This window comes from Pseudomonas sp. Z1-29, from assembly GCF_051131995.1.
Lineage (GTDB): Bacteria > Pseudomonadota > Gammaproteobacteria > Pseudomonadales > Pseudomonadaceae > Aquipseudomonas.
Genome location: NZ_CP071645.1, coordinates 482,146 through 494,022, shown reverse-complemented (window position 1 = coordinate 494,022; position 11,877 = coordinate 482,146). Strand labels below are relative to the sequence as shown.

Below are 11,877 nucleotides of genomic sequence, written 5' to 3'. Positions count from 1 at the left end.
GAGTTAGAATCACGACCGTCAGAAGTCAACATAGGCGCATCCCGCCTGCGTTCGGCTTTTTATGGCGGCTGTGTGTGGGAGATCTTCGGGTCTGCCGGGTTTCTCTAACTCCTCGGTCTGCGAACCCGCACATGGCTGCCACCCAATTTGTTTCGCAGCGAACGGTGGCAATTACTTTTCTTGAGTTAGAGGTTTGTCATGAAAACCGAACAATTGCTTGGCCGCTTTACCCCACTCACCCCAATCGCCACCACCCAACCTATCCTGTTCATCGACAGCACCGCGCCACTGACCGAGCTTCACGCCTGCGCCAGCGAACGCTTGCATGCCACTCTTGATTACCTGACGCTCATGGCCTGCACCACCCTGCGCGATTCGGCTGCCGGGGATCTCAATACCCTCACTAATGTCGCCCGGATTCTGGTTCAGGATGTGGCCGATGTGTTCGATGTCATCGAACAGCGTGGGCTCGAAGAGCACTGAAACCTGCCTGCAGGAGATCCCCTGTGGGAGCGAGCTCGCTCGCGATGGCGTTGGGTCAGGAGTAGAAATTTTTGGCTGACTCAGCGCTGTCAGGGTCGATGTGTATATCCGTTTTTTTGTAACGGCTGGTTATGGTTACGCTCTTACAGCGGGTCACTTTTGGAAAGAGCGCCAAAAGTAACCAAAAACGCTCTGCCCCACCACTCGGTGCCTCGCCTAGGCTCGGCATCCCCTCACTCCGGCATTGCTCCGTGGGCCCGCCGCGAAGGGCCGTCCCTGGCCCAGCGCGGCTATCCCGGCATCCATGCCGGGATGCCCACTGCGCAATGCCTGCGTTCGGCCAGCGTGGTTAACGGGGCGCCGAAATCAACATCAACGTCTAAGGCGAGGCGGCCTGATAGCCGACCTGGTTCTGGATGGGTTCGCGTTCCTCCTGTGGGAGCGAGCCTGCTCGCGAAGGCGAGGTGTCAGTCGATGAGGATATTGGATAAGCAGGCTTCCTGGTGAGCTGCTTGCGTCAATCTTCCTGTTCGATCTGCAAAGCGACCTTGAAGTCCTGTCCGCCGTAAAAAACGCCCAAAATGAAAACCTGTTCGGGTTCAACGGTAAAGGCGATCACAGTTCGTTTGCGGTAGTTTGTTATACGCAACCCCGGGCGTATATCGTCCCTCTGGTTCCCTCTGTGCGGGAATGTCCGAAGGTCTTCACAGTAGGTCACGATAGCGTCGGTATACCTATGGGCAATTTCCGTCGAAGCCGCTGCGGCAATGTAGCGATAGAGCGCAGCTAATTGCTCAAGGGCTTCCGGTGCAAACTTGAGGGTATAGACCATCAGGATTCTGCAGTGAGGTTCTGGTGCTCTGCAGCCAATCGGGAGCGCACATCATCAGCGCTTAGTGCTCGCGACGGATCAGCTTTTAAGGCATCGTAAGCAGGAGCTACCTGGCCTATAAGCCAGTTTTCCAAAGCACGATCACGAGCCAGTAGCGCGCGCAGACCATCGCGAATGACTTCACTTTCAGTGGCGTACTCGCCAGCGGCCACCTTGGCTTTCACTAGGTCGGCCATTTGGTTGGGCAGGGTGATGCTGAATTGTTGAGTGCTACGCATGACGGACCCCCTAGACGATAGGATTTAATCCTACTCTGCTCAGAAGAATATGCACATGACCTCCTGTCATCATCTATGGCTTGGCAAGCGGACAGCGGATGAGCATGTGTGAGGAGATATTTGAATGGCTGGCCTCTTCGTGAGCAGGCTCGCTCCCACAGGAGGAACGCGGACCCCATCCAGAACCAGGTCGGCTTCAGGCCGCCTCGCGGTTGACGTTGATTTCGGCGCCCCGTTAACCACGCTGGCCGAACGCAGGCGTTGCGCAGTGGGCAACCCGGCATGGATGCCGGGTTAGCCGCGCTGGGCCAGGGACGGCCCTTCGCGGCGGGCCCACGGAGCAATGCCGGAGTGAGGGCATGCCGAGCCTAGGCGAGGCACCGAGTGGTGGGGCAAAAGCGTTTTGCTTACTTTTGACTGGGCCGGCTTCCGGGCTTTTCAAAAGTGAGACGCTGTAAGAGCGTAACCATAAGCAGCCACCACCCAAAAAAACGGATATACACCCAAATCCCAAGCATTAAAAAACCCGCATCACTGCGGGTTCTTAATGACGAATAACGCGAAAAGCTTAGTTGACCTTAGCGTTCAACTCACCCTTCAAATACCGCTGATACATGGCTTCCAGCGAGATCGGCTTGATCTTCGACGCATTACCCGCCGTGCCAAACGCCTCATAACGCGCAATACACACATCACGCATCGCCGTCACGGTCGCACCGAAGAACTTACGCGGATCAAACTCGCTAGGATTGGTCGCCATCAGACGACGCATGGCACCGGTGGAAGCCAGGCGCAGGTCAGTGTCGATGTTGACCTTGCGCACGCCGTACTTGATGCCTTCGACGATTTCCTCGACCGGCACGCCGTAGGTTTCCTTGATGTCGCCACCGTACTGGTTGATGATCGCCAGCCACTCCTGCGGTACCGAGGAAGAACCGTGCATCACCAGGTGAGTGTTGGGGATACGCTTGTGGATTTCCTTGATGCGGTCGATCGCCAGCACGTCGCCGGTAGGCGGCTTGGTGAACTTGTAGGCGCCGTGGCTGGTGCCAATGGCGATCGCCAGGGCGTCGACCTGGGTTTTCTTGACGAAGTCGGCGGCTTCTTCCGGGTCGGTCAGCATCTGGCTGTGATCCAGCACGCCTTCGGCGCCGATGCCATCTTCCTCACCGGCCATGCCGGTTTCCAGCGAGCCCAGGCAACCCAGCTCACCTTCCACCGAGACGCCGCAGGCGTGGGCCATGGCGACGGTTTGCTGGGTGACACGGACGTTGTATTCGTAGTCGGTCGGGGTCTTGCCGTCTTCGCCCAGGGAGCCGTCCATCATGACCGAGCTGAAGCCCAGTTGGATGGAGCGCTGGCAGACGTCAGGGCTGGTGCCGTGGTCCTGGTGCATGCACACCGGGATGTGCGGGAATTCTTCGATTGCCGCCAGGATCAGGTGACGCAGGAACGGCGCGCCGGCGTATTTGCGAGCGCCGGCCGAAGCCTGGACGATCACCGGGGAGTCAGTCTTGTCAGCGGCTTCCATGATGGCGCGCATCTGCTCAAGGTTGTTGACGTTAAAGGCTGGGACGCCATAGCCGAACTCGGCTGCGTGGTCCAGCATCTGACGCATGCTGATAAGTGCCATTAGTGTGTCTCTCCCGGTCGAGGGTCGTTAATCGTGCCAGCCTGCCGGAGCGGCGGCGGCTATTCAAGTCATTGCGGGTCGGGGCTGGCCCGAGCCTGCGTGTTCCGTATCGCCAAACCCAAACATTGGCGCGATCCCTGTGGGAGCGAGCTTGCTCGCGATGAGGGTGGCACATTCAACATCTCTGTTGCCTGATAGACCGCTATCGCGAGCAAGCTCGCTCCCACATGGGATCTGCTTCCCTGTTCAGATCCGTGTGAATCAGATGAATCCTGTCAATCGGCCTTGCAGCCCCGCCCAATCAGATCATTGGTGGCGACCCAATACGCCAGGCCTTCCTCGCCCTTGATGTGCAACGCCAGCATGTCATCGCTGTACAGCGAACCTTCGGCGCCGGGCTCGAGCTTGAGGCGATAAACCTTGTCAGCGCCGCCCAGCCGGACATCGACTTCCTTGCGCGCTGCATCGGCATAACGCCAGAGCACCTTGGCCTCGCTGTCACATGTCCAACTCGTCCAGCCCTCTGCAGCAGGCTCGGACGACTGCAAAAAACCCAGTTGCGAGCAACCGGCCAACAATGCCAACGCCACGACGGCGATAAAGCCTTTCATCCGTGTTCCTCGACGGGCGGCCCGTGCCGCTCGCCATGAGTTAAGAGTCTGACCCGTCAAGGGCAACCATGTTCCTTGACCGGCGCCTGCGTCTCGTATTTATCCAGGCCGTCCGGCCCGGAACGCTTGTTCAGTACCGGGTTGGTCTCGGCCTGCCAGTCAGCCTGATAACAGCCTTGCTCAGGCACTGGCGCCGCCGTATCGGGCGCGGTGGCTTGCGGGCTGCTCGAGCAAGCCACCAACAGCGTCGCGGCCATCAGCGACATGAACGTCTTGACCATCGGAACACTCCTTTGCCTGGTCAACGTTGCCTCAGGCCTTGGCCCGGCTTTCCAGGACTTCCACGGCAGGCAGCACTTTGCCCTCGACGAATTCGAGGAACGCGCCACCACCGGTAGAAATGTAGGAGATCTGCTCGGCTACGCCATATTTATCGATGGCAGCCAGGGTGTCGCCACCGCCCGCGATGGAAAACGCAGTGCTCTCGGCGATCGCCTGGGCCAGCACCTTGGTGCCGTTGCCGAACTGGTCGAACTCGAACACACCGACCGGACCGTTCCACAGGATGGTCTGGGAGGATTTCAGCAGTTCGGCGAAGTTCGCCGCGGTTTGCGGGCCGATATCGAGGATCATGTCGTCCTCGGCCACATCGTCGATCAGCTTGACGGTGGCGGTGGCGCTTTCGGCGAATTCCTTGGCAACCACCACGTCCACGGGCAACGGTACGCTGACCTTGGCGGCGATTTCACGGGCCGTGTCCAGCAGATCCGGCTCGTACAAGGATTTGCCTACCGGGTGACCGGCGGCGGCGAGGAAGGTGTTGGCGATGCCGCCACCGACGATCAACTGGTTGCAGACCTGGCTCAGGCTGTTGAGCACGTCGAGTTTGGTCGAAACCTTGGAGCCGGCAACGATGGCGGCCATCGGCTGGGCTGGCGAGCCCAGGGCCTTGCCCAGCGCGTCCAGCTCGGCCGCCAGCAACGGACCAGCGGCGGCGACTTTGGCGAACTTGGCCACGCCGTGGGTCGAGCCCTCGGCGCGGTGCGCGGTGCCGAAGGCGTCCATCACGAACACGTCGCACAGGGCGGCGTATTGCTGGGCCAGCTCATCGGCGTTCTTTTTCTCGCCCTTGTTGAAGCGCACGTTTTCGAACAGCACGACATCGCCAGCCTTGACGTCGACGCCGCCCAGGTAATCGGCCACCAACGGCACGTCGCGGCCCAGGGCCTTGCTCAGGTAATCCGCCACCGGCTTGAGGCTGTTCTCGGCCGAGAATTCACCTTCGGTCGGACGGCCCAGGTGCGAGCAGACCATCACGGCCGCACCTTTTTCCAAGGCCAGCTTGATGGTCGGCAGCGAGGCCAGGATGCGCGCGTCGCTGGTGACAACACCGTCCTTGACGGGGACGTTGAGGTCTTCGCGAATCAGTACGCGTTTACCTTGCAGATCGAGGTCGGACATCTTCAACACGGTCATGGGTCGCAATTCCTGGGTAACTGTTTAGAGAGCAGGTTTATTGGAAGCGGTTTGCAGGTAATGCTCGGCAACGTCCAGCATACGATTGGCAAAACCCCATTCGTTGTCGAACCAGGCCAGGATGTTTACAAGCCTGGGCCCGGAAACGCGGGTCTGGCTGGCATCGACGATGGCCGAATGTGGGTCGTGGTTGAAATCACAACTGGCGTGAGGCAACTCGGTGTAGGCCAGGAGGCCTTTGAGCGGGCCGCTGGTGGCGGCTTCGCGCAGGATCCGGTTGACCTCGATGGCGTCGGTATCGCTCACGGTCTGCATCGTGATGTCGAGGCAAGACACGTTGACCGTCGGCACCCGCACGGCTTTGGCCTGAATTCGCCCGGCAAGTTCCGGCAACAGCCGTTCAATGCCGCGCGCCAGACCAGTGGACACCGGAATCACCGACTGGAAGGCCGAACGGGTACGGCGCAAATCCTCGTGGTGATAGGCGTCGATCACCGGCTGATCATTCATCGCCGAGTGGATGGTGGTGATCGACACGTATTCCAGGCCGATAGCCTGGTCCAGCAGGCGCAACAGCGGCACGCCGCAGTTGGTGGTGCAGGACGCGTTGGACACCAGCAGCTCCTCGCCGGTCAGGCAGTCCTGGTTCACACCGTAGACGATGGTGGCGTCAACGTCGGCCTCGCTGGCCATCGGCTGGGAGAACAGCACCCGTGGCGCGCCGGCAGCGATGAACCGCTGGCCATCGTCACGGGTGTTATAGGCGCCGGAGCACTCAAGCACCAGATCGACGTTCAGGGACGCCCAATCGATGCCTTCGGGCGTGGCGCTGCGCAGGACCTGCACGCAGTCGCCATTAATGTGCAGACAATCGCCCTCGACCCGCACTTCGCCGGGAAACCGGCCGTGGGTGGAGTCAAAGCGTGTCAGGTATTCGATGCTGGCCATGTCGGCCAGATCGTTGATGGCCACAATCTCGAACCCGGCCTCCGCCCCTCGCTCGAACAACGCACGCAAGACGCAACGACCAATACGGCCGTAGCCGTTGAGTGCAACTTTGTAGGGACGCGGTTGGGGCATGGGGGCTCTCTGATCGGGGTGAATCCGTTAAGACCAGCATTGCCTGCACCACCGCTATCGCGAGCAAGCTCGCTCCCACAGGGTCGGTGGAGATCCTTGTGGGAGCGAGCTTGCTCGCGATGGCGTCAGCACAGACAACCTATTACAGATCAGTCTTCCAGCAGCTCTTCAGCCTGCCCCAGAATGTTTTCCAGGGTGAAGCCGAACTCCTCGAACAGCGCCGACGCAGGCGCCGACTCGCCGTAGGTGGTCATGCCGATCACGCGGCCTTCCAGGCCCACGTACTTGTACCAGTAATCGGCGTGAGCGGCTTCGATGGCAATGCGCGCGCTGACTTGCAACGGCAATACCGCTTGCTTGTAGCCGGCATCCTGGGCGTCGAACACGCTGGTGCAAGGCATGGAGACCACGCGCACGTTGCGGCCCTGCCCGGTCAGCTTGTCGAAGGCCTGGACGGCCAGGCCGACTTCCGAACCGGTGGCGATCAGGATCAGCTCAGGCTCGCCGATGCAGTCCTTGAGCACGTAGCCGCCACGGCTGATGTCGCCGATCTGGCCGGCATCGCGCTCCTGGTGCTGCAGGTTCTGGCGCGAGAAGATCAACGCCGATGGGCCGTCGTTGCGCTCGATGGCGTGTTTCCAGGCCACAGCGGACTCCACGGCGTCGCATGGGCGCCAGGTGTCCAGGTTCGGCGTGCAGCGCAGGCTCGCCAGTTGCTCGATCGGCTGATGAGTCGGGCCGTCTTCGCCCAGGCCGATGGAGTCGTGGGTGAACACGTACAGGATGCGTTTTTTCATCAGCGCCGACATGCGCACAGCGTTGCGGGCGTATTCCATGAACATCAGGAAGGTCGCGCCGTAAGGCACCAGGCCGCCGTGCAGGGCAACGCCGTTCATGATCGCGCTCATGCCGAACTCACGAACGCCGTAGTACATGTAGTTGCCGCTGGCGTCTTCGGCGGTTACACCCTTGCAGCCTTTCCACAGGGTCAGGTTGGAGCCGGCCAGGTCGGCCGAACCGCCCAGCAGTTCCGGCAGCAATGGGCCGAAGGCGTTCAGGGTGTTCTGGCTGGCCTTGCGGCTGGCGATGGTTTCGCCCTTGGCCGCGACTTCGGCGATGTAGGCAGAAGCTTTCTCGGCGAAATCGGCCGGCAACTCGCCGCTGAGGCGACGTACCAGTTCGTTGGCCAGCTCAGGGAATTCGGCGGAGTAGGCTGCAAAACGCTGGTCCCACTCGGCTTCGGCCGCGCGGCCTTTTTCCTTGGCGTCCCACTCGGCATAAATGTCGGCCGGGATTTCGAACGGGCCGTGTTCCCACTTCAGCGCGGCGCGGGTCAGGGCGATTTCCTCGGCACCCAGTGGCGCGCCGTGGCAGTCTTCCTTGCCCTGCTTGTTCGGCGAACCGAAACCGATGGTGGTCTTGCAGCAGATCAGTGTCGGCTGGGCGCTCTTGCGCGCAGTCTCGATGGCGATCTTGATTTCTTCCGGGTCGTGACCGTCGACGTTGCGGATCACCAGCCAGTTGTAGGCTTCGAAGCGCTTGGGGGTGTCGTCGGTGAACCAGCCTTCGACTTCACCGTCGATGGAAATGCCGTTGTCATCGTAGAAGGCGATCAGCTTGTCCAGGCCCAAGGTACCGGCCAGGGAAGCGACTTCGTGGGAAATGCCTTCCATCATGCAGCCATCACCCAGGAACACGTAGGTGTGGTGATCGACGATGTCGTGGCCCGGACGGTTGAACTGCGCCGCCAGGACTTTTTCCGCCAAAGCGAAGCCCACGGCGTTGGCCAGGCCCTGGCCCAACGGACCGGTGGTGGTTTCAACGCCTGGGGTGTAGCCGTATTCCGGGTGGCCCGGGGTGCGGCTGTGCAGCTGGCGGAAGTTCTTCAGGTCATCGATCGACAGGTCATAGCCGGTCAGGTGCAGCAGCGAGTAGATCAACATCGAGCCGTGGCCGTTGGACAGCACGAAGCGGTCGCGGTCGGCAAACGATGGGTTGCTCGGGTTGTGCTTGAGGTAGTCGCGCCAAAGCACCTCGGCGATATCCGCCATACCCATGGGGGCACCGGGATGGCCGCTGTTGGCTTTCTGCACGGCATCCATGCTGAGGGCACGAATGGCATTGGCACGCTCACGACGGCTGGGCATCGCTGATCTCCTGGGTTTTGAATAACGAAACTGAAAAAGGCGAGCATTTTCCCTCACCCACCCGCCTCGGGGCAATCAGATACTCGTCCAAAGGCGATATTTGCGCCGGATAAAGCCGCATCGGTCAGGTGAAACCTTTCCGCTGTTGCTGGGTAGAGTCAAGCTGCTGCTGGGAAGTGCCATTTATCGAGCAATATCAAAACTTTTTGATATTGACCTTGCGATGCGCCAGACCCGTCACTAGACTGCCGCCCATGAATTTACGCGTGCCTTCCATTCGCCATGACGATTGCGATGAGCTGGCGGCCCTTTGCAAGGCCGGCGGCGATCCGCTGCGGCTCAATGTATTGCGCGCCCTGGCCAACGACTCGTTCGGCGTTCTGGAACTGGCGCAGATCTTCGGCATCGGCCAGTCCGGCATGAGCCACCATTTGAAGGTGCTGGCCCAGGCCGACCTGGTGGCGACGCGCCGTGAAGGCAACGCGATTTTCTACCGCCGCGCCCTGCCCCACACCGAACTGCTGGGCGGCAAGCTGCACGCAGCGCTGCTTGAAGAGGTGGACGAACTGGACTTGCCGCTGGACGTGCAAGCCCGCATCGCCCAGGTACACGGGCAACGAGCCGCCGCCAGCCAGGACTTTTTCGCCCGGGTGGCGGAGAAATTTCGCGCCCAGCAGGACCTGATCGCAGGACTGCCGCAATACCGTGACAGCGTTGTGGCGCTGCTCGACAAGCTGAGCTTCGAGCCCACCGCCACAGCGATGGAAGTCGGCCCCGGCGACGGTGCATTCCTGCCGGAACTGGCGCGGCGCTTCAGCCAGGTGACCGCGCTGGACAACAGCCCGGCGATGCTCGAACTGGCCCGCCAGGTGTGCGAACGTGAGTCCCTGGTTAATGTCCGCCTGCAACTGGCCGATGCCCTCAACGGTGTGAGCCTGCAGGTCGACTGTGTTGTATTGAACATGGTGCTTCACCATTTTGCCGCGCCGGCCGATGCACTCAAGCACATGGCCAACCTGCTGCAACCGGGCGGTAGTCTGTTGGTGACAGAGTTATGCAGCCACAACCAGAGTTGGGCCAAGGAGGCCTGCGGTGATCTCTGGCTGGGGTTTGAACAGGACGATCTGGCCCGTTGGGCCACCGCTGCGGGCCTCGTGCCCGGGGAAAGCCTCTATGTAGGCTTACGTAATGGTTTCCAGATCCAGGTTCGCCATTTTCAGCGACCGGCTGGCGACACTCACCATCGGTAACTTGTAGGAAAACATCGAGATGAGCGAATACTCCCTTTTCACCTCCGAGTCCGTGTCTGAAGGGCATCCGGACAAAATCGCCGACCAGATTTCTGATGCGGTGCTGGACGCCATCATTGCTGAAGACAAGTTCGCCCGCGTGGCGTGCGAGACTCTGGTGAAAACGGGCGTGGCGATCATCGCCGGCGAAGTCACCACCTCGGCCTGGGTCGACCTGGAGCAGATCGTTCGCGACGTGATCCTGGGCATCGGCTACAACAGCTCCGACGTCGGCTTCGACGGCGCGACCTGCGGCGTGATGAACATCATCGGCAAGCAGTCCCCGGACATCAACCAGGGCGTTGACCGCGCCAAGCCGGAAGATCAGGGCGCCGGCGACCAGGGCCTGATGTTCGGCTACGCCAGCAACGAAACCGACGTGCTGATGCCGGCACCGATCACCTTTTCGCACCAGCTGGTTCAGCGCCAGGCTGAAGCGCGCAAATCCGGCCTGCTGCCTTGGCTGCGCCCGGACGCCAAGTCCCAAGTGACCTGCCGTTACGAAGGTGGCAAGGTGGTTGGCATCGACGCGGTCGTGCTGTCGACCCAGCACAACCCCGAAGTGTCCTACAAAGACCTGCGCGAAGGCGTGATGGAGCTGATCGTCAAGCACGTGCTGCCTGCCGAACTGCTGTCCAAGGACACCCAGTTCCACATCAACCCGACCGGCCAGTTCATCATCGGTGGCCCGGTGGGTGACTGTGGCCTGACCGGTCGCAAGATCATCGTCGACAGCTACGGCGGCATGGCCCGTCATGGCGGCGGCGCGTTCTCTGGCAAGGACCCGTCCAAGGTTGACCGCTCGGCCGCCTACGCCGGTCGTTATGTGGCCAAGAACATCGTTGCCGCCGGCCTGGCCGAGCGCTGCGAGATCCAGGTGTCCTACGCCATCGGCGTCGCCCAGCCTACGTCGATTTCGCTGAACACCTTCGGCACCGGCAAGATTGGCGATGACAAGATCATCCAATTGGTCCGTGAAGTGTTCGACCTGCGTCCGTACGCGATCACCACCATGCTTGATCTGCTGCACCCGATGTACCAGGACACCGCAGCCTACGGCCACTTCGGCCGCACGCCGCAGACCAAGACGGTGGGTGACGACACCTTCACCACCTTCACCTGGGAAAAAACCGACCGCGCCGACGCCCTGCGCGCCGCTGCCGGCCTGTAATACCCCGCGGCTGTGAAAAGCCCCTGGCGACTCGGTCGCCAGGGGCTTTTTTACGCCTTCGTGGCGAGGGAGCTTGCTCCCGCTGGGGTGCGCAGCGCCCCCCTTCAAACCTCAGGGTGTATCAAGCTTTTCAAGTCCGCCGCGCCACCAACAAAAACGAAGCCGCGCTCGCCAGTAACCCCGCGCACATCCGGTTGAACAACCGCTTGCCACTCGGCCGGGCGAACAGCCGCCGGGCATAAATACCCATGTAGCAATACAAGCAAATGGCAACGCATTCCAATGCCAGGAACAGCCCGCCCAGCACCGCGAACTGCTGGGTGACGGTGCCCGCGCGGTCAACGAACTGTGGCAGGAAAGCGGTAAAAAGCAGGATTGCCTTCGGATTGCCGATCGCCACGAGGAATTCCTGGCGCGCCAGGCTGGCCATGCTCATCGAACTGGCCTCCGCCTCGCCGGCGGTCTCAGGTTGCGCACGCCACAACTGCACAGCGAGATAAAAAAGATAACCGGCACCGACGAGCTTGATGCCGAGGAACAACAGCTCCGAGGTGTGCAACACCGCCGTCAGCCCCACCGCCGCCAGGGCGATCATGATCGCAAACGCCAGCAGGCGGCCGATGCCACCGCTGCAGGCGCGAACGAAACCATAACGCGAGGCGTTGCTGATCGACAGCAGGTTGTTCGGGCCCGGCGCCATGTTCAGCGCAAAGCAGGCCGGGATAAAGACCGCGAGCGTGGTCAGGTCCATCGGTTGCACTCCTGGCAGAGCGGATCGAGTGTCCATTCTGCACCGCTCACCGACGTGTTCAAGGCACAGTTGCCCGAGCAAATCACTGCCGACTGTACCGCCACAGCTGCGCCATCGCGCTTGGCA

Annotated in this window: 12 protein-coding genes; 3 read left to right on the top strand and 9 right to left on the bottom strand. The window is 61.2% G+C overall.

What is annotated here, in order from left to right; all coding sequences use genetic code 11:
* Nucleotides 1-198 precede the first annotated feature (198 nt).
* The gene (locus J3P84_RS02395) at nt 199-483 is read left to right on the top strand and encodes a fructose-bisphosphate aldolase (protein WP_434627474.1); all 285 of its coding nucleotides are present in this window, start codon (nt 199-201) and stop codon (nt 481-483) included.
* 517 nt (nt 484-1,000) lie between these two features.
* Here the strand turns inward: J3P84_RS02395 and J3P84_RS02390 are convergent.
* The 8 genes from J3P84_RS02390 to tkt all read right to left on the bottom strand — a co-directional run bounded on the left by J3P84_RS02390 (nt 1,001) and on the right by tkt (nt 8,540).
* On the bottom strand, nt 1,001-1,315 hold the full coding sequence (locus J3P84_RS02390; RefSeq protein WP_434627471.1) for a type II toxin-antitoxin system RelE/ParE family toxin: 315 nt from the start codon (nt 1,313-1,315) through the stop codon (nt 1,001-1,003).
* Entirely contained in the window at nt 1,315-1,593 is a 279-nt protein-coding gene (locus J3P84_RS02385) for a ribbon-helix-helix domain-containing protein (RefSeq protein WP_434627468.1), read from the bottom strand. Before J3P84_RS02385 ends, J3P84_RS02390 begins: the two co-directional genes overlap by 1 nt.
* Before the next feature lie 568 nt (nt 1,594-2,161).
* The gene (gene fba / locus J3P84_RS02380; protein WP_003177554.1) at nt 2,162-3,226 is read right to left on the bottom strand and encodes a class II fructose-bisphosphate aldolase; all 1,065 of its coding nucleotides are present in this window, start codon (nt 3,224-3,226) and stop codon (nt 2,162-2,164) included.
* Between the two features lie 275 nt (nt 3,227-3,501).
* A complete protein-coding gene (locus tag J3P84_RS02375; RefSeq protein ID WP_434571249.1) occupies nt 3,502-3,837 on the bottom strand; it encodes an MliC family protein in 336 nt (111 codons plus the stop codon).
* Between the two features lie 56 nt (nt 3,838-3,893).
* On the bottom strand, nt 3,894-4,118 hold the full coding sequence (locus J3P84_RS02370; protein WP_434571247.1) for a hypothetical protein: 225 nt from the start codon (nt 4,116-4,118) through the stop codon (nt 3,894-3,896).
* A 31-nt stretch (nt 4,119-4,149) separates the two neighbouring features.
* Nucleotides 4,150-5,313, bottom strand: a complete 1,164-nt coding sequence (locus J3P84_RS02365) for a phosphoglycerate kinase (RefSeq protein WP_434602092.1) — start codon at nt 5,311-5,313, stop codon at nt 4,150-4,152.
* A gap of 24 nt (nt 5,314-5,337) precedes the next feature.
* Nucleotides 5,338-6,393 (bottom strand): erythrose-4-phosphate dehydrogenase, encoded by a 1,056-nt coding sequence (gene epd, locus J3P84_RS02360; RefSeq protein WP_434627463.1) that lies wholly within the window; start codon nt 6,391-6,393, stop codon nt 5,338-5,340.
* Nucleotides 6,394-6,542: 149 nt separating this feature from the next.
* Nucleotides 6,543-8,540, bottom strand: a complete 1,998-nt coding sequence (gene tkt, locus J3P84_RS02355) for a transketolase (protein WP_434571242.1) — start codon at nt 8,538-8,540, stop codon at nt 6,543-6,545.
* A 254-nt stretch (nt 8,541-8,794) separates the two neighbouring features.
* Here tkt and J3P84_RS02350 point away from each other — a divergent pair, with 254 nt between their 5' ends.
* Together J3P84_RS02350 and metK are read left to right on the top strand one after the other, a co-directional pair.
* Nucleotides 8,795-9,790 (top strand): ArsR/SmtB family transcription factor, encoded by a 996-nt coding sequence (locus J3P84_RS02350; RefSeq protein WP_434627460.1) that lies wholly within the window; start codon nt 8,795-8,797, stop codon nt 9,788-9,790.
* Nucleotides 9,791-9,809: 19 nt separating this feature from the next.
* Nucleotides 9,810-11,000, top strand: coding sequence for a methionine adenosyltransferase (gene metK, locus J3P84_RS02345; RefSeq protein WP_030137860.1), 1,191 nt, complete (start codon nt 9,810-9,812; stop codon nt 10,998-11,000).
* A gap of 130 nt (nt 11,001-11,130) precedes the next feature.
* Here the strand turns inward: metK and J3P84_RS02340 are convergent, their stop codons facing one another.
* Nucleotides 11,131-11,751 (bottom strand): LysE family translocator, encoded by a 621-nt coding sequence (locus J3P84_RS02340; protein ID WP_434627457.1) that lies wholly within the window; start codon nt 11,749-11,751, stop codon nt 11,131-11,133.
* Nucleotides 11,752-11,877 lie beyond the last annotated feature (126 nt).

Excerpts from the sequence above, each read along its gene's own strand:
- J3P84_RS02395 (WP_434627474.1), top strand. The coding sequence starts at position 199 with ATGAAAACCGAACAATTGCTTGGCCGCTTTACCCCACTCACCCCAATC.
- J3P84_RS02390 (WP_434627471.1), bottom strand. The coding sequence starts at position 1,315 with ATGGTCTATACCCTCAAGTTTGCACCGGAAGCCCTTGAGCAATTAGCT.
- J3P84_RS02385 (WP_434627468.1), bottom strand. The coding sequence starts at position 1,593 with ATGCGTAGCACTCAACAATTCAGCATCACCCTGCCCAACCAAATGGCC.
- fba (WP_003177554.1), bottom strand. The coding sequence starts at position 3,226 with ATGGCACTTATCAGCATGCGTCAGATGCTGGACCACGCAGCCGAGTTC.
- J3P84_RS02375 (WP_434571249.1), bottom strand. The coding sequence starts at position 3,837 with ATGAAAGGCTTTATCGCCGTCGTGGCGTTGGCATTGTTGGCCGGTTGC.
- J3P84_RS02370 (WP_434571247.1), bottom strand. The coding sequence starts at position 4,118 with ATGGTCAAGACGTTCATGTCGCTGATGGCCGCGACGCTGTTGGTGGCT.
- J3P84_RS02365 (WP_434602092.1), bottom strand. The coding sequence starts at position 5,313 with ATGACCGTGTTGAAGATGTCCGACCTCGATCTGCAAGGTAAACGCGTA.
- epd (WP_434627463.1), bottom strand. The coding sequence starts at position 6,393 with ATGCCCCAACCGCGTCCCTACAAAGTTGCACTCAACGGCTACGGCCGT.
- tkt (WP_434571242.1), bottom strand. The coding sequence starts at position 8,540 with ATGCCCAGCCGTCGTGAGCGTGCCAATGCCATTCGTGCCCTCAGCATG.
- J3P84_RS02350 (WP_434627460.1), top strand. The coding sequence starts at position 8,795 with ATGAATTTACGCGTGCCTTCCATTCGCCATGACGATTGCGATGAGCTG.
- metK (WP_030137860.1), top strand. The coding sequence starts at position 9,810 with ATGAGCGAATACTCCCTTTTCACCTCCGAGTCCGTGTCTGAAGGGCAT.
- J3P84_RS02340 (WP_434627457.1), bottom strand. The coding sequence starts at position 11,751 with ATGGACCTGACCACGCTCGCGGTCTTTATCCCGGCCTGCTTTGCGCTG.